The organism is Isoptericola sp. NPDC057559 (assembly GCF_042801555.1).
Classification (GTDB): domain Bacteria; phylum Actinomycetota; class Actinomycetes; order Actinomycetales; family Cellulomonadaceae; genus Isoptericola.
Window position 1 is genome coordinate 1 of sequence record NZ_JBHVFQ010000014.1, and the last position, 16,626, is coordinate 16,626.

Below are 16,626 nucleotides of genomic sequence, written 5' to 3' on the forward strand. Positions count from 1 at the left end.
ACCTACTACGGCATCGACCTGGTCGCGCTCGCGCTGTGGCGCCGGTACGCGCGGCTGCCGCTGCTGCGCGCCGGGGGCGCCGAGCTGGAGGCGGCCCTCTGGCGGGACACCGCCGCGCACTACCACGCGGGCCTGCGCAACCTCGCCGGCCCCTACGACCGCAGCTACGGCATGGACCTGCGGCGCTACGCCTCGGGCATCGGGCTGTGGGTGTGGGCCGCCGCGGGCCACGACGCCGCCCCGTTCCCCGCCACCGACCGGCCGTTCCCGCACGCCTGGGACCTCGCCCTCGGGCCGCTCGTCGCGGTGCTCGGGGCCGAGGTCCCCGACGACGCGCGGGCGCACCTGGACGGGTTCCGCGGCGAGCGCCAGGTCGAGCAGGTGGTGGCGCGCGACCCGCGCCGCGTGGCCACGTCGTGGGTGGGCGACCGGCTCCTCGTCGGCGCGGAGGACGTGGGCGGCGAACGGGGGCACCTGGGCGACCAGTTCCACCCGGCCACGCTCCACTGGCGGGTCGACGGGACGGCGACCGGGGACGACGCCGGGCCCGACGTCGGCTGGGCGCGGCTCGTGAGCGACCTCGCGGTGGACGCGCGCGCCGACGGGCCGGCCCTGCGCCTCTCCTGCGCGCGGCACGACGGCGGCGACCTCGCGCTCGCGTTCCAGGTCCGGGCGCCCGGCGCGACGGCCGACGCCTTCGCCGCGGACGGCTGGCGCGTGCCCGGGCTCGACGCCGTCGTGACCGGCGCCGAGCTCGCCGCCGTCGAGCCCGACCGTGCCGCGGACGACACGTGGTGGCTGCGGTACGTCGTGCGCGACGTCGCCGCCGACCGGCCCGTCCGGGTCCGCCTCGACCTGGCGACGCCGGACGCCCCGCCCGTCGCGCCCGGCACCGCCGTCGTCCCCGACTGGGCGGCGGTGCGGCGGCGGGTGGACGACGCGTCGTGGGCCCGGGCCGTCCTCGACGCCGTCCGGGCGGACCACGACCACTGGCGCGACCGCCTGGCCGTGCCACCGCCGGGCGCGGACTCGGCGTGGTCGCACCACTACTTCTGCGGCGACGACGGAGCGCCGCTGCTGTTCGACCCGGCGAGCCCGGGGCGGCACGCGTGCACCGCGTGCGGGCGGGAGTACGCCGGCGAGCCGTGGGACGGCGCGTGGCGCACCCGCATGCACGGCATGGCGGCCGCGCAGGCGCAGCGGGCGGCGCTGCTCGCCCGGCTGTCCGACGACCCGGCCGAGGCGCGGGCCGCCGCCGCCGGGCTGGACCGCATCCTGGTCGGGTACGCCCGCGACTACGGGTCGTACGCGCCGCACGGGGCGAACGTCGGCACGGGCCGCGTGCAGCCGCAGAACCTCGACGAGGCGGTCTGGGCGATCGGCCTGCTGCGGGCGGCCCGCTGGGCCGGCGACGCCCTCTCCCCGGAGGCCTCCGCGGCGGCCACCCGGCTGGCGGGCGAGGTCGCGGCGCTGCTGCGGCCGCAGCTCGGGATGATCCACAACATCCACTGCTGGCTGCTGGCGGCGCTCGCCGAGTGCGCCGTCCGCACCGGCGACGCCGCCCTGCTCGCCGCGTGCCGCGACGGCGAGTTCGGGGCGGAGGCGCAGGTCCGGGAGGGCTTCGGCCCCGAGGGGCTGTGGTTCGAGGTCAACCCGCACTACCACTACTACACGGTGACGGCGCTGCTCTCCTACGTGGAGGCGGCCGGCCCCGCGGGCCTGTCCGACGAGGCCGCCGCCCGGCTGTCCCGGGCCGTGTCCGCCCCGGCGCGGCTCGCGTACGACGACGGCCGCGTCCCCGCCTACGCCGACGGCTGGCCGGACTGCTTCGTCGGCACGTTCGCCGAGCAGGCCGAGGCCGCGGCCGCCCTGCTGCCCGGGCACCCCGTCGCCCTCGCCCCGTTCTACGCGCACCCCCGCACCGCCCCCGTGCAGCTGTGGTTCGCGAACCAGCACACGCACGGCCCGTCGGCGCCCCTGACCGGCCGGGGCAGCGTCGCCGCGCTCGTCCACGGGCCCGACGACGTCGCCGCGGTGCCCGCGAGCGCTCCCGGGTCGTTCGTGTGGCCGCACGCCGGCATCGGCGTGCTGCGCTCGCCCGACGTGCGCCTCGCCCTGCGGTTCGGCCCGCCGTCCGGCTGGCACGACCACCACGACAAGCTCGCCGTGGACGTCGGCACCGCGGGCGGCTGGTCGAGCCTCGACCTCGGCACCAGCGGCTACGGGGCCGAGATCACCGACTGGATGCGGTCGCCGGTGGCGCACGACCTCGTCATCCTCGACGGGCTGCGCCAGCCCGACCTGGCGGGAGCGCTGGTCGAGGCCGACGACCGGCGGCTGGTCGCCGAGGCGTCGTGGGGCCCCGGCACCGTGCGGCGCGCGCTCGCCCTGGAGCCCGGCGGCTGGTCCGACGTCGCCACGGTGACCGCGGCCGCGGGGACCGTCGTCGAGTGGGTCTTCCACGGGGACGGGACCGTGCTCGCGGACGGCGCGCGCCCCGCCGGGCTCGTCGCGGTGCCCGCCGGCGACGCCGCCGACGACCTCGGGCACCGGTGGCTGCGCGACGTCCGCCGCGTCCCGGCGGCTCCGGTCGACGGCGAAGGCGACGGCGACGGAGCGGTCCGGCTGCGCTGGGACGCGCCCGGGTCGCCGACGCTCACGCTGCCCGTGCCGGCCGGCGGCACCGTCGAGACGGCGGTCGCGGACGCGAACCCCACCGGCCTCCCGCTCGGCGTGGTCCGCGTGCGCGCCGTCGTGCCAGCCGGCGGGGTGCTCGAGGTCGCGGCGTCGTTCACGCTCGACGCCCGGGCGCCGCGCGCCTGATCCGCGCGGCGCGGGTCAGCCGGGCAGCACCAGCGCCGGGCGGTCGGGGTGGTCCACCCGGACCACCACGTCGGCGCGCCGCTCGGGCTGCACCTCACGGCGGTAGCGCCCGTAGGCGGCGAGCGTCCACGCGTCGTCGAGCGCGGTGTTCCGCGTCTCGGTGGCGGGACGCAGCGCGAGGTGCACGACGAGGTCCACGTCCAGCCCGCGCCCGACGGCGAGCGAGCCGTCCAGCACGACGACGGTGCCCGGCGCGGCGTCGACGTACGCGGCGCGGGTGGCCCGGTCGGTGGCCAGGTCGCGCAGCGTGGGCAGCCAGCGCCCGCGCGCGACCACGGCGGTGAGCACCTCGCGGTTCAGCCCGCCGACGTCGATCCACTCCTCCAGCAGGGCGTCGGGGTCGCGGCGCCCGCGCTCGAGGCGCAGCGACGCGGGCCGGAGGAAGTCGCGCACCCGCACGCGCGCCACCGGCCGGCCCGCCGCCCGCAGCGGCTCGGCGAGCGCGTCGGCCAGCGCCTCCGGCCGCGTGGACGGGTGCCCGTCCACGAGCACCCGCACCGGGCGGTCGCCGTCGGCCGCGCGCTCCAGGACGCGCGCCACGACGTGCTCCACCACACCCTCCGGGGTCACGGGCTCCACGCGCACCCGGCCATGCTGCCACCCCGACTCGTGGGGGGTCAGCGCGCATGCTCGACGCAACGGGTCGCGGCGGGCCGCGCCGCCAGCCGCGCGGCGGGGATCGGGCGGCCGCACACCTCGCACACGCCGTACGTGCCGGCCGCGACCCGGTCGAGCGCCGCGAGCAGCTCGTGCCGCTCGGCCTCCGCGCCGGCCGCGAGCGCCGCGGCCTGCTGGCGCTCCCAGGCGAGCGTCGCGCCCTCGGGGTCGTGCTCGTCGTCCACGTTCGCGTCCCGGGCCGACTCGACGATCCCCGCCACCGCGCTGCGCTGCGCGGCGAGGCGGGCGTCCACCTCCGCGAGCCGCGCCCGCAGCCGCGCCTCCGCACCGCCCGCACCCGTCATCCCGGCAGTCTCGCACCGGCACCGGAAGTTCGTCGGGCCTTCGCCCGCCTGCCACCCCGCCGCCCCCGGGCCGGACACCCGGCCTTCCTACGGTCCCCGGGAAACCACCAGGAACCGACCGGAGGACCACCCATGACCGCTCACCGCCGTGCCCTGCTCGCACCCCCGGGGACGCGCACCGTCTCCGCCACACTCGCCTTCGCGCTCGCCGCCGGCGTGTCCGTCGCGTCGGTCGCCGCGACCGCCGTCGCGCCGCCCGTGGCGACGGCCGCACCCCTCGCGTCCGCGGCCGGCGACGTCGCGTACGCGCAGGACTTCGACGACGTCGCCGACGGCGCGCTGCCCGACGGCTGGCAGGCCGCCGCGGGCGAGTGGTCGGTGCGGGACGGGCGCCTCGTCGGCGAGCCCGCCGCGATCGGGCGGATCACCTTCGGCCCGCACCTGGAGAACTACCGGCTCGAGGCCACCGTCCGCTTCGACGCCGTGAACAACGCCTCCCGGTGGCTCGCGCCGGTCCTCGACGTCGCGCCGTCGGGGGCCGCGCCGTGGTGGCAGGCCGCGATGCGCGCGACGACGACGGCGACCAACGGCCTGGAGATCGCCGAGCGCACCGCCGGCAACGCGTGGAACGTGCCGGCCACGGCGGCGGCCCCGTCCGACGCGGGCGTCGGCAAGGACGTGCGGATCGCCGTCGAGGTGCGGGGCAACCACGCCACCTGGGTCTACGACGGCCAGGAGGTGCTCGAGGGCCACATCGGCCGCACCTCGGACGGCGTGCTCGGCTTCTCGGCCGACGGCGCGCGCGTCAGCATCGACGACGTCGTGGTCACCGAGATCGAGCCGCGCCCCGTCGTCAACGAGCCCGGCGCGCTGCCCGTCACCGCGGCGCACCGCGGCTACTCGGCGGTCAACCCGGAGAACACGCTCGCCGCCTACGCCGCGGCGATGAAGGCCGGGGCCGAGTACGTCGAGATCGACGTGCACACCACGGCCGACGACGTCCCCGTCGTCATGCACGACCAGACCGTGGACCGCACCACCGACGGCACCGGCGACGTGGCGTTCCTGCCGTCGTCCTACGTCGGCGGGATCGACGCCGGCTCGTGGTTCAGCCCGGCGTTCGCGGGCGAGCGGGTGCCCACCTTCGCGCAGGTGCTCGACCTCATGAAGACCGGCGGCTCCGACCTGCTCCTCGAGATCAAGGGGCCGGAGACCCGCGCGGAGGTGAACCGCACGGTGGACATGATCACCGCGGCCGGCCTGGAGGACCGCGTGGTGCTGCAGTCGTTCGACGAGGACGCGCTGCGGTTCGCCTACGACCGGGCACCGCAGATCCCGCTCGGCCTGCTGCGCGGCAGCCTCGACGCCGACCCGGTCGCCACTGCGGAGCGCCTGCACGCCACGTACTACAACCCGTCCGGCGCGGCGCTCGCCACGCGCCCGTCCGTCGTGGCGGACCTCAACGCCGCAGGCGTCGCCGTCTTCGTGTGGACCGTCGACTCCGCGAGCGACTGGGCCACGTTCGCCGACCTCGGCGTCGAGGGCGTCATCACCAACCGGCCCGGCGCGTTCGTCGGCTGGAAGGCGGCGCAGGGCCAGGCCGACCCGGAGCCCGAGCCCGGCCCGGGCCTGCTCGCCCGGCTCGCCGCGCTCGACCTGTCCACCGGCCAGGCGCAGCAGCTGTTCTCCGCCCTCGCCCGCGAGGACTGGGACCGCCTCGAGCGGGTCGTGACCCGGCACGTCGACGACGCCGAGCAGCGCGACGCACTGCTCGCGGAGATCGCCGGGCTCCGCGGCTGACAGCCCCCTTCGAGCACGGATCCGTGCCGCCACGACGGCTCTTGGCGACACGGATCCCGTGCTCGAAGGGTGCCCCGGCGGGTCGTCAGAGGGCGCGGTGCGTCCAGCGGCCCGCGACGAGGGTGCCGGCGACGACGGTGGCGCGCAGCGCGTCGGCGAGGGCGGGCGCGTCGTCGGGGCCACCAGGGGCTGGGCCGGCGGCGAGCGGGTCGCCGTCGAGGATCGCGACGTCCGCGGGGCCGCCGGCCGCGAGGTCGAGCGGCCGGCCGTCGACCGACGCCTCCAGCGCCGCCCGCGCGTCGATCCGCTGCTCGGGGTGCCACGGCTCCCGGCCGTCGCGGGACCGCGTGACCGCGGCGGCGAGCGCCGTCCACGGGTCGAGCGGTGCGACGGGCGCGTCCGAGCCGAGGGCGAGCCGCACCCCCGCCGCCCGCAGCTCGGCCAGCGGAAAGGCGCGGGCGGTGCGGCCGGGCCAGAGCTCCTCGGCGACGTCGCGGTCGTCCATCGCGTGCTCGGGCTGCACGCTCGCGGTGACGCCGAGCGCCGCGAACCGCGCGACGTCGGCCGGGCGCAGCAGCTGGGCGTGCTCCACCGAGCCGCGCGCGCCGGAGGCCTCGAAGGCGTCCAGGGCCAGGGAGTTCGCGTGGTCGCCGATGGCGTGGATCGCGCAGCGCAGACCGGCCGCGTGCGCCCGGGCCATGAGGGGCGCGAGCTGGTCGGTGGCGATGTTGAGGATGCCGTGCGCGTCCGGGCCGGCGACGCCCGCGTAGGTGTCGAAGCAGAACGCGGTGAGGGTGTTGAGCGACCCGTCGCTGATGACCTTGAGCGGCCCCTGCGTCACGAGGTCGGAGCCCGCGGGCTCCCCGAGGACGTCGCCCGCGCGCAGCCCGGCGTCGAGCACCGCCTCCAGGTGCTGCTCCCACACTCCCGCGCGCACGCGCAGCCCGTCCCAGCCGCCCGCCACCCGGCGGCGCCAGGCCGTGAGGTTGTCCGCCACCTCGAAGTCGACGATGCCGACCACGCCGCGCTCGGCGGCGGCCCGCGCGGCCTCCGCCACCAGGGCGTCGGCCACGGCGTCGTCGACGGTGACGATGCGCGGGCTGGCCGGCATCCACTCCTCCTCGCGCAGCAGCCCCGTGGGGTGGTGCGCGATGCCGAGGAAGCGCAGGCCCGCCGTCGACGCCCACGCGCTGTGCAGGTCGCCCGACAGCAGCACCACCGGGACCTCGCCGGCGACCTCGTCGAGCACCGCGGCGGTCGGCTCGTCCGGCCAGGTGGCCCAGCGGAAGCCGAACCCCACCAGCGGCAGCCCGTCCGGCGGCGGCGCGGCGCGGTCCAGGCGGTCGCGCACGAGGGCGGCGGCGTGGGCGGCGCTGGTCGCGGCGGACACGTCGAGGCGCTGGCGCACCATCGCCCACTGCGTGAGGTGGGTGTGCGCGTCCCACAGCCCCGGGACGACGGTGCGGCCGTCGACGTCCACCTGCTCCGGGAGGGCCGAGACCGGGACCGGCGCGGGCGTGCCCGCCGGGGTCACGGCGGCCACGCGGCCGCCGTCGAGCAGGACGTCGACGGGCCGGTCGGGGCGGCCGGCGAGGCGGGCGTTCGTCAGGAGCAGCGCGGACACGGGGCCACCGTAGACGCCCGCGGCGGCGCGGGTCAGGCGGCGCGGGTCAGGCGGCGCGGGTCAGGCGGCGCGGGTCAGGCGGCGCGGGTCAGGCGCCGCCGGCGGCGTGCACGCGCAGCGCCTGGACGACCAGCGCGTGGTCGTCGGCCTGCGCCAGGCCCGAGACGGTGACGACGCCGACGACCCCCACGCCGTCCACCCGCACGGGGAACGCACCGCCGTGCGCCGCATACTCCTGCAGCGGCAGGCCGTGCTTGGCGTTGAAGTCGTCGCCCTTGGCCCGGGCACGCAGGCCCGTGAGGAACGACGACGCCCCGAACCGCTCCACCACCCGCACCTTGCGCTGCACCCACGTGTCGTTGTCCGGCGTCGTGCCCTCGCGCGCGGCGTGGAACACCTGCTGCGGGCCCTTGCGCACGTCGACCGTCACCGCCAGGCCGCGCTCCGTGGCGAGCTCGATCAGCAGGCAGCCGAGCTGCCAGGCGTCGTCGTGCGAGAAGCGCGTCAGGACCAGCTCGCGCTCCTGCTGCTCGACCTCGGCGACCAGGGCCGCGACGTCCTCGTTGTTCCCCGTGTCCACCATGCGCCCAGCGTCGCACGGCGCGGCGGCGGCTGCGGCGCGCCGTCCCGCCGGGGCCGCGCCGGTCGGTAGGTTCGCCGCGTGACCCGACTGGTGCTCGTCCACGGCCGTGACCTCGCCGGGCACGACCCCGACACGCTCGAGGCCCAGTGGCTGGGGGCGACGGCCGCGGGGCTGGCCGCCGCCGGGTCGTCGTTCCGACCCACCGACGCCGGGTCGTCGTTCGTCTACTACGGCGACACCCTCGCGGCGCTGGTCGGCGGCGCGGCGCCGCCGCCCGTCACGGTGCACGCGCTGGAAGCCGGCGCTCCCGCGGTCGGGCCCGCGGGGCTGCCCGCCCTGCCGGACGGCGAGCTGCGGTTCGTGCTCGACGTCGCCCGCGAGGTGCTCGCGGGGGCGGGCCGCGGGCCCGAGGACGAGGCGTCGCCCGTGGTGGCGGAGGGGGCGGTCGGCGACGCGCTCGCCGAGGCCGTCGTCGCGACGCTCGGGCTGGTGGACCGGTACGTGCCCGGCGTCAGCGCCGCCGTCCTGCTCACGCTCACCCGCGACGTGTACGCCTACCTGCACGACGACCACGTGCGCCGGGTGATCGACGACGGGCTCGCGGCCGCGCTGGCCGGGGACGAGCCGGCCGTCGTCGTGGCGCACTCCCTGGGCAGCGTGGTCGCGTACTCGGTGCTCGCCGGCAGGGCGGACGGTGCCGAGGTGCCGCTGCTGCTCACGCCGGGGTCGCCGCTCGGCGTCCGCGCGATCCGCGAGGCGCTGCAGGCCCGCGCGCCGCTCGCGTTCCCGGCGGGCGTGCGCCGGTGGGTGAGCGCCCGCGATCCCCGCGACCTGCTCGCGCTGCGCGACCTCACGCCCGCCGTCTTCCCGCTCCCGGCGGGGTCGCCCGCGATCGACGTCCTGCGGGTGGACAACCGGGCGCCCGGCTACCACGCGGCGGCCGTGCGGCTCGACGACGGCGCGTGGGCCGGCTACCTCGCGCTGCCGGAGGTCGCCGGGCCCGTGGGCGAGGCGATGACCCGCACCCGGTGACGTCGCGGCGCCGCGCCAGCCGGGGAGCAGCCGCTCGAGCGCGTCGACGAGGTCGATGGAGCTGCCGTCCTTGCCGCCCGCGCCGAGCACCAGCGGCGGCCGCTCCGGCTCGACCCGCGCCCCCCGCACCCGGTCGACCAGCGTCAGCGGGGCGGTGAGCACGTAGAACGTGCCGTCGGTCGTGACGCCGGCGGTGCGGTCGTGGCGCAGGTACCAGCCGCGCAGCGAGGTGCGCGCCGTGCCGCGCCCGCCGTAGCCCTTGACCTGCAGGTTCTCCGGCTCGAGCCCGGCGTCGGCCGCCGCGCGGACGAACTGCTGCAGCAGCGCCTCCGCCTGCCCGTGCTCGGCGTCCTGCCGCGCGCGCAGGCGCTCCGCCTGCACCCGCGCCGCCTCGGTGCGCTGCGCCGCCCAGTCGTCGCTCACCGGGGCATCCTCCCACCCGCCGAGGTGCCAGGGTGCGCGCCGGACATGCGCCGCGGGCACCCTGACACCTCGCGGATCAGAGCTCGCGCTCGGCGTAGGCGACGAGGGCGTCGCGCACGAACGTCGCCCCCTCGTCGCCGCCGTAGTTCTTCGCGAAGCGGGGGTCGGCCACGTACATCTCGGCCAGCCCGACGACGTACTCCTTCGTCGGGCGTCCCCGCTCGGCGCCGGGCGTGCCCGGGATGCCGCCGAGCCAGGCGGCGTGCCGCGCGGCGAGCGCCTGCGCCTCGTCCGACGCCGGGTCGACGCCGCGGCGCGCTGCCTCGCCCCAGGCCTCGGCGAGCTCCTTCGTGCGCGCCTTCCACTCCTGCTGCTTCGCGGCGCCGAGCCCGCGCCACCACGCGTCGCTCCTCGCGTACGCGTCGGCGCCCCAGCGCTCGGTCACCTCCTCCTCGTGCTGCGTGTGGTCGAAACCGTCGAGCATGTCCTCGGCCATGAGCTGTTCTCCCTTCTCGATCGCGGTCACGGTCCGCTCCACGGACGCCACCTGCCTCGCCAGCCGGTCCTGCTCGGCGCGCAGCTGGTCGAGGTGGCGGCGCAGGGCGCCGGCCTCGTCGGCCTGCTCGTCGAGCACCCGGCCGATGTCGGTCAGCGGCAGGCCGAGGTCGCGCAGCAGCAGGATGCGCTGCAGCCGCACGACGGCGGCCGCGTCGTAGTGGCGCAGCCCGCCGGCCCCGGTGCCCGAGGGCGGCAGCAGGCCGATCTGGTCGTAGTGCCGCAGCGTGCGGCTGCTGACGCCCGCGAGGCGGGCCACGTCCTGGATGGAGCGGTTCATGTCTCGACCGTAGAGGTTGACGTCGCGTCAACCGCAAGGGGTGCGCCGGCGCCGGGAGATCACCCTCGCCGGGCGTTGACCGGCACCCCGCCCGGTGGGTCACTGGAAGCATGGCCCGCTCGGTCGAGACCGACTACCTGGTGGTCGGCGCCGGGGCGGCCGGGATGGCGTTCGTCGACGCCCTCGTCGACCACGACCCGACCGCGCACGCGACGCTGGTCGACCGGCGCACGGCTCCGGGCGGGCACTGGCTCGACGCGTACCCGTACGTGCGGCTGCACCAGGCGTCGCAGCTGTACGGGGTGGCCTCCACGCGGCTCGGCGGCGGGCGGGTGCAGACCGACGGCCCGGAGGTGGGGCTGCACGAGCGCGCCACCCGCCCGGAGATCTGCGACTACTACGCGCGGGTGCTCGCCGACCGGCTGCTGCCCACCGACCGCGTGACGCTGCTGGGCGGGCACGAGTACCACGACGGGCGGCTCGTCGAGCTCGCCACCGGCCGCGAGGTGGACGTCGCCGTGCGGCGCCGCGTCGTCGACGCGCGGTTCCTCGCGCCCGAGATCCCGGCGCTGTCGCCGCCGCCGTTCGACGTCGAGGACGGCGCCCGCGTGGTCCCCGCGGGTGGGGTGGGCGAGGTCGAGGCGGACGCGTACGTCGTCGTGGGCGCGGGCAAGACCGCCACCGACGCGATCGTGTGGCTGCTGCGCCAGGGCCTGGACCCCGACGCGATCACCTGGGTGCGGTCCGCCGACCCGTGGATGTTCGACCGCGCGGTGATCCAGCCCGACCCCGCGGTGTTCCTCGCGATGGCCGGCTCGCTCATGGCCGCCGCGGAGGTGGCGTCGTCGGCCGACGACCTGTTCGTGCGGCTCGAGGCCGAGGGGATCATGGTGCGCATCGACCAGGGCGTGCGGCCGCGGATGGCGCGCACGCCGACGCTCGGCCGGTGGGAGCTCGACCTGCTGCGCACCGTCGCGCAGGTGGTGCGCCGCGGGCACCTGCACCGGGTGACGCCCGGCAAGCTGGAGCTCGACGAGGGCGCCGTCGCCGTGCCGCGCGGCGCCGTCGTCGTCCACTGCGCCGCCTACGGCCTGCCGCAGCCGCCGCCGGTGCCGATCTGGGGCGAGCACCTGACCGTGCAGGCGGTGCGGGCCGGGTTCCCCTGCTTCGCGGCGGCCCTGGTCGGCTACGTGGAGGGCACCCGGCACGACCGGTCCGACGAGGAGAAGAACGCCCTCTGCCCGCCGACGCCCTACTGGCGCACGCCCACCGACTGGAGCGCGCTGCAGGCGCGCGGGGCCCGCGGCACGGCCCGGTTCATGCGGGAGCCGGACGTCGCGCAGTGGGCGCACTCGGTGCTCCTCAACCCCGCGCGGGTGCCGCCGGAGGAGGCCGCGCGCCCCGAGGTGCGGGACGCCGTGGCCCGCTACACGCAGCACGCCGCCGCGGGGATCGCCGGGCTGGAGCGGCTCGGCGCCGCCCCGGCCTGAGCGCCCGTCAGCCCTTCAGCACCTCCCGCAGCGCGGCCGCGAACGCCGCCGGGTCGTTGTGCGGCGACCACTCGTTGACGGTGAACCCGCCGTGGTCGCCGGGGAACACGACGACGTCCAGGCCGAGCTCCGCGGCCAGCGCCTCGCCGCCGCGCCGCGGCATCGTGCCGGGGCCGGCCTCGCCGACCGCCGGGACGAGCCGCACGCTGGTGGCGCGCAGCGCGTCGAGGTCGGGCGAGAACCAGGGCAACGACCTCATGTTGCCGTTCAGCAGGAGGTCGTCGCGCGAGCCGTCGTCCTCGGTGGGCATGCCGAACATGGCCGGGTCGGGAGCGGGCTGGGAGAAGTAGTCCTCGGTGAGCGGGGCGTCCTGCATGGAGAGCTGGACGAACTTCGCCATCGCCGGCCCGAACCCGTCGCGCTGGTACGTCTCGACGATGTCCTGCGTGGCCCGGCGCTGCAGGTCGCGGTCCTCGAGCAGCGCCCACAGCGGGGGCTCGTGCGCGACGACGGTGCCGAGCTCGTCGGGGTGCTCGACGATCCACGACAGCACGTTGACCGCGCCGCCGCTCGACGCGAACACGTCGACGGGCCCGTCGCCGACCAGCGCGCGCGCCGCCTGGAGCACGCGTTGGAAGTCGTCGGCGTGGATCTCGACGGAGACCTCGCCGTCGGCGGCGAGCGTGCTGCGGTCCATGCCGCGCGGGTCGTAGGTGAGGACGGCGCGGTCGTCGAGCAGCGCGGCGAGCTGCTCGAAGCCGGACGCCCCCATCGGGGAGCCGAGCACGAAGACCGGCCGGTGCGGGCCGGGGGTGGCCGGCAGGCGCACGTCGTAGGTGAGGACGGCGCCCGGCACGTCCAGGGTGTGGGTGGTGAGCTCGCTCATGGTGGGGCCTCCGAGGCCGGCAGGGGTGGGTCCATCCTGTGCTGAGGGTGAGACACCTCGCCAGGCCGGAATTCATCGGTGCTGACCAGGCACGACGTCGGCGCACCGCGCCGGGCCCGGAACCTGCCCCCAGGCTCGGCCCGTCCACAGGCCGGCTGGGCGGCCGGCCGGGGCGGGAGCCGCGGCGCCAGGCTCGACGTCGGACGCCCGGCCGGGCGTCCGCCACCGGACCGAAGGAGCCCGCCATGCCCGTCACGACGGCGCCGCCCACCCCGCCGACGACGCCCGGGCCGGCACCCGAACCGGCGCCCGAACCGGCACCCGAACCGGCAGTCGAACCGGCAGTCGAACCGGCACCGGAACGGGGGCCGGCGTGGCCCGTGGCGCGGTTCACCCCGCCCGACCTGGTCGACCTGAGCACCGCGTGGACCCGGGAGCGGGACCTGGCCACCCGGCCCGGCGCGCGGCACGACGACGGCCCGGGAGCCGGCTGCCCCGGCTCGCACGGCCGGCTGCTGGACGACGGCCTCGACGTGCTGCTCCAGCCCGTCCTCGGACCGAACGCGGCGCCCGGGTACTACCCGTTCGCGGCTCTGGACGCCCGCGTCGCCGCGGGCCTGCTCGACCGGCTCGACGAGGAGGAGCTCGCGACCGAACGGCAGAACCTCGGCCCCACGCTCGGCGCGGTGCTCCGTGCCGTGGTGCGCCACCCGGACCGCGTGCGCGCGCAGGGGTACGTCGTGGGTCCGCTGCGCTGCGACGAGCGGATCACGGTGACCGCGGTGCTGCTGCGTTCCGACCGCTCGCTGCGGATCGACCGCCGGCACGAGCAGGGGTGCGAGTGCACCGACGTCATGGCGACGCTGGTCGCCCTCGGCGTGGACGACATGCACGCGCCGCCCGACGAGATCACCCCGTGGTGGGGGCCGGCCGGGCCGACACCCGGTCCCCCGGGGCCGGGGACGGCGGCGGCGAGCCCTGGTACCGCGCCTGGTGGGACTGACCGGTGGCCCCGGCGGGACCGGCCGCGACGCCGTGGGCGTGGCGCTCAGGCCGACTCGCGCACCACGAGCGAGGTGGGCAGCGTGATCGCGGCGGGCTCCTGGCCGTCGACGACCTCGAGCAGCAACCGCACCATCTCGGCGCTGATGCGCTCGTACGGCTGGCGCATCGTGGTCAGCGGCGGGTGCAGCTGGGCGGCGACCCCGGAGTCGTCGAACCCGCCGACGGCGACGTCGTCCGGCACGCTGCGGCCGGCGGCCTGAAGGGCCACGAGCGCCCCGGCGGCCATGAGGTCGGAGTGCACGAACACGGCGTCGACGTCCGGCCGGCGCTCGAGCAGCTCCGCCATCGCGAGGCGGCCGCTCTCCCGGGAGTAGTCGCCGTGCGCGACGAGCCCGGCGTCGTAGGCGTCGCCGAGCACGTCGCGGTAGCCCTCGAGCCGCAGCACGCCGCCCGGGGTGTCCATGGGGCCGGTGATGGTGGCGATGCGTCGCCGGCCCGAGTCCCACAGGTGCTGCGTCATGGTGCGGCCGCCGGAGCGGTCGTCGGCGGCGACGTAGCCGACCTTCCCCTCGTACCCGAGGGGCACGCCGCACGCCACGGTGGGGATCTCGTGCCGCAGCAGCTCCCCCATCATCGGGTTGCCGCGGTGGGAGCTGATCAGCAGCACCCCGTCCACGTGCCCCGCCTCCAGGTACTGGGCCACCCGCCGCCGCTCCTCCGCCGTGCCGGCGACGAGCAGCACCATGGGCATCTCCCGCTCGGCGGCGGCGTGGGTGGCGCCGCGCAGCAGCAGGGAGAAGTTCGGGTCCTCGAACAGCAGGTGCTGCTCCTCGGTGAGGAGGAATGCGACCGAGTTGGCCCGCCCCGTCACCAGGGAGCGCGCGTGCGGGTTGGCGCGGTACCCGGTGGCGCGGATCGCCTCCTCCACCGCGGTGCGCGCGTCGGGCGAGACCCAGTGCCCACCGTTGATGACCCGCGAGACCGTGCCGCGCGACACCCCTGCCACGGCCGCGACGTCGCGGATCGTGGGGCGCTTCGCCCGGCCGTCGTCGGACCCGTGCCCACCCGTTCCGTCCACGTCGGTGAGTGTATTGACCCGTGTCGAACCCGCCCGGCCCGCGGCGGCCCGCGCGGGGCGAGGACGGGTGGTCACGACTTCACCGCTCCGGCGGCGAGGTCCACCTGCCAGAACCGCTGCAGGGCGAAGAACAGCGCCACGAGAGGGAGGATCGACAGCAGCGCGCCCGTGATCACCAGGGTGTACATGGCGGGCTGGCTGGCGCCCTGGTTGAGCAGGCCGGACAGGCCGACGGTGATCGGGAAGAGCTTGTCGTCGCCGAGCATGATGTACGGCAGCATGAAGTTGTTCCAGATCGCGACGAACTGGAACAGGAACACCGTCACCAGGCCGGGCACGAGCATGGGCACCGCGACCTGGAAGAAGGTGCGCGACTCGCTCGCGCCGTCGGTGCGGGCGGCCTCGACCACCTCGTCGGGCACGGCGGCGGCCGCGTAGATCCGGGCGAGGTAGATGCCGTACGGGCTGATGATGCTGGGCAGCAGCACCGACCAGTAGGTGTTGGTGAGGTTGAGCTCGGCCAGCAGCAGGTACTGCGGGATGGCGAGCACGATGGCGGGCACGAGCACCCCGGCCAGCAGCACGTTGAACACGGCGTTCTTGCCGGCGAAGGTGTACTTCGCGAGCCCGTACCCGGCCATGGCCGACACCAGGGTGGACAGCGCCGCACCCACGCCGGCGTACAGGGCGGTGTTGAGCATCCAGCGCCAGAAGAGGCCGTCGCGGTAGGCGGCGAGGTCGCCCACGTTCTCGGCGAGGTGCGTGGACGGCGCGAAGGTGAAGGTGGAGAACAGCTCCGACCCGGACTTCGTCGAGGCCACGACGACCCACACGACGGGCAGCAGGCAGTAGAGCGCGCCCAGCAGCAGCACGGCCGTGGCCACGGGCGACGGGCGCGCGCCGGCGCCGCGCCAGGTGCGGCGCGGGCTCCCGGAGCGCCCTCGCGCGTCGGGGGCCGCGGGCGTGCCGGCGGGGAGCGGGCTGGTCAGCGTCGTCATCGTCACTTCTCCTGACCGAAGGCACGGGCCTGCACGAGCCGCAGGAAGCCGAACGAGAGCACGAAGGTCGCGGCGGCGATGATCACCGACGTCGCGGCGGCCGAGTACAGGTCGCCGCGCGTGAACGCGTCGCGGTAGACCTTCATCAGCGGGGTCCAGGTGGTCGAGATCGAGTTGCTCAGCGGCCGCAGCGTGGTGGGCTCGGCGAACACCTGCAGGGTCGCGATCATCGAGAAGACGGCCGTCATGATGATCGACGGCGTGACGATGGGGATCTTGATCCGCCACGCGACGGCCACCTGCGACGCGCCGTCCAGCTCCGCGGCCTCGTACAGCTCCGACGGCACCGCCTTGAGCGCCGTGTAGATGACGATCATGTTGAAGCCGGTGCCGCCCCAGACCGCGATGTTCGCGACCGCGAACATGACGAGGTCGCCCTCGAACAGCGACGGCACGTCCCAGCCGAGCGCGTCGAACAGGTCGTAGAACGGGCTGACGCCGGGCAGGTAGAGGAAGCCCCACAGCAGCGACGAGATCACCGCGGGCACCGCGTACGGCAGGAAGATCGACGTCCGCGAGAACGTGCGCGCCCGCGCCCGGCGCGAGTCGAGCAGCAGCGCGAACAGCAGGGCCAGACCGAGCATCGTGGGCACCACGAGCAGGCCGTAGAGCGCGACGCGGCCGACGGACGCGAGGAACTCCGGGTCGCCGAGGGCGGACGCGTAGTTGGACAGCCCGGCCCACACCTCGGTGCGCGACCCGGATCCCAGTCCCAGCCCGCTCACCTTCTCCGTCCGGAACGACAGGTACACGGCGTACCCGATCGGCAGGGCGAGGAAGAGGACGAACAGCGCGATCGCGGGCGCGAGGAACCCCCACGGCGCGAGCCGGCGGCGGCCCGAGGTGCTCGGGCCCGTGGTGCGGACCGGCGGGGGTGCGGTGCGGCCGCCCGGCGGCGCGACGGTGGACGTGGTCATCTCTGCTTCCCTCGGGTGGGTGCGGGCCCGGACGGCGTGGCAGGGCCGCC

The 16,626-nt window shown here is 76.7% G+C and carries 13 protein-coding genes; 4 read left to right on the forward strand and 9 right to left on the reverse strand.

Going from position 1 to position 16,626, the window contains the following annotated elements; translation table 11 throughout:
- On the forward strand, positions 1-2,823 hold a 2,823-nt coding region (locus ACFU5J_RS13910; RefSeq protein WP_430579095.1), incomplete at its 5' end, for a hypothetical protein.
- A 15-nt stretch (positions 2,824-2,838) separates the two neighbouring features.
- Here the strand turns inward: ACFU5J_RS13910 and ACFU5J_RS13915 are convergent.
- Both ACFU5J_RS13915 and ACFU5J_RS13920 read right to left on the reverse strand, forming a co-directional pair.
- Positions 2,839-3,468, reverse strand: coding sequence for a uridine kinase (locus tag ACFU5J_RS13915; RefSeq protein WP_430573904.1), 630 nt, complete (start codon positions 3,466-3,468; stop codon positions 2,839-2,841).
- 32 nt (positions 3,469-3,500) lie between these two features.
- Entirely contained in the window at positions 3,501-3,845 is a 345-nt protein-coding gene (locus ACFU5J_RS13920; protein ID WP_430579096.1) for a TraR/DksA family transcriptional regulator, read from the reverse strand.
- 132 nt (positions 3,846-3,977) lie between these two features.
- On the opposite strand from ACFU5J_RS13920, the gene ACFU5J_RS13925 reads away from it, so the two are divergent.
- Positions 3,978-5,645, forward strand: a complete 1,668-nt coding sequence (locus tag ACFU5J_RS13925) for a glycerophosphodiester phosphodiesterase (RefSeq protein WP_430579097.1) — start codon at positions 3,978-3,980, stop codon at positions 5,643-5,645.
- Positions 5,646-5,730: 85 nt separating this feature from the next.
- Here ACFU5J_RS13925 and ACFU5J_RS13930 read toward each other — a convergent pair whose 3' ends face one another.
- Positions 5,731-7,269 (reverse strand): amidohydrolase, encoded by a 1,539-nt coding sequence (locus ACFU5J_RS13930; protein WP_430579098.1) that lies wholly within the window; start codon positions 7,267-7,269, stop codon positions 5,731-5,733.
- Between the two features lie 88 nt (positions 7,270-7,357).
- Complete coding sequence (locus tag ACFU5J_RS13935) at positions 7,358-7,852, reverse strand: heme-degrading domain-containing protein (protein WP_430573900.1); 495 nt, start codon at positions 7,850-7,852, stop codon at positions 7,358-7,360.
- Between the two features lie 78 nt (positions 7,853-7,930).
- Here ACFU5J_RS13935 and ACFU5J_RS13940 point away from each other — a divergent pair, with 78 nt between their 5' ends.
- Entirely contained in the window at positions 7,931-8,884 is a 954-nt protein-coding gene (locus ACFU5J_RS13940; protein WP_430579099.1) for a hypothetical protein, read from the forward strand.
- Positions 8,885-9,383: 499 nt separating this feature from the next.
- On the opposite strand, the gene ACFU5J_RS13945 is transcribed toward ACFU5J_RS13940, so the two are convergent.
- The gene (locus tag ACFU5J_RS13945) at positions 9,384-10,142 is read right to left on the reverse strand and encodes a MerR family transcriptional regulator (RefSeq protein ID WP_430579100.1); all 759 of its coding nucleotides are present in this window, start codon (positions 10,140-10,142) and stop codon (positions 9,384-9,386) included.
- Positions 10,143-10,252: 110 nt separating this feature from the next.
- Here ACFU5J_RS13945 and ACFU5J_RS13950 point away from each other — a divergent pair, with 110 nt between their 5' ends.
- Positions 10,253-11,632 carry a pyridine nucleotide-disulfide oxidoreductase gene (locus ACFU5J_RS13950; protein WP_430579101.1) on the forward strand — a complete coding sequence of 460 codons (1,380 nt, stop codon included), beginning with the start codon at positions 10,253-10,255 and terminating at the stop codon, positions 11,630-11,632.
- Positions 11,633-11,639: 7 nt separating this feature from the next.
- Here the strand turns inward: ACFU5J_RS13950 and ACFU5J_RS13955 are convergent, their stop codons facing one another.
- From ACFU5J_RS13955 to ACFU5J_RS13970, 4 genes are all read right to left on the reverse strand, one after another.
- The gene (locus ACFU5J_RS13955) at positions 11,640-12,518 is read right to left on the reverse strand and encodes an alpha/beta fold hydrolase (RefSeq protein ID WP_430579102.1); all 879 of its coding nucleotides are present in this window, start codon (positions 12,516-12,518) and stop codon (positions 11,640-11,642) included.
- Between the two features lie 1,048 nt (positions 12,519-13,566).
- Entirely contained in the window at positions 13,567-14,601 is a 1,035-nt protein-coding gene (locus tag ACFU5J_RS13960; RefSeq protein ID WP_430579103.1) for a LacI family DNA-binding transcriptional regulator, read from the reverse strand.
- A 71-nt stretch (positions 14,602-14,672) separates the two neighbouring features.
- Positions 14,673-15,599 carry a carbohydrate ABC transporter permease gene (locus tag ACFU5J_RS13965; protein ID WP_430573892.1) on the reverse strand — a complete coding sequence of 309 codons (927 nt, stop codon included), beginning with the start codon at positions 15,597-15,599 and terminating at the stop codon, positions 14,673-14,675.
- A gap of 2 nt (positions 15,600-15,601) precedes the next feature.
- Complete coding sequence (locus ACFU5J_RS13970; RefSeq protein ID WP_430579104.1) at positions 15,602-16,576, reverse strand: carbohydrate ABC transporter permease; 975 nt, start codon at positions 16,574-16,576, stop codon at positions 15,602-15,604.
- Positions 16,577-16,626: the final 50 nt, after the last annotated feature.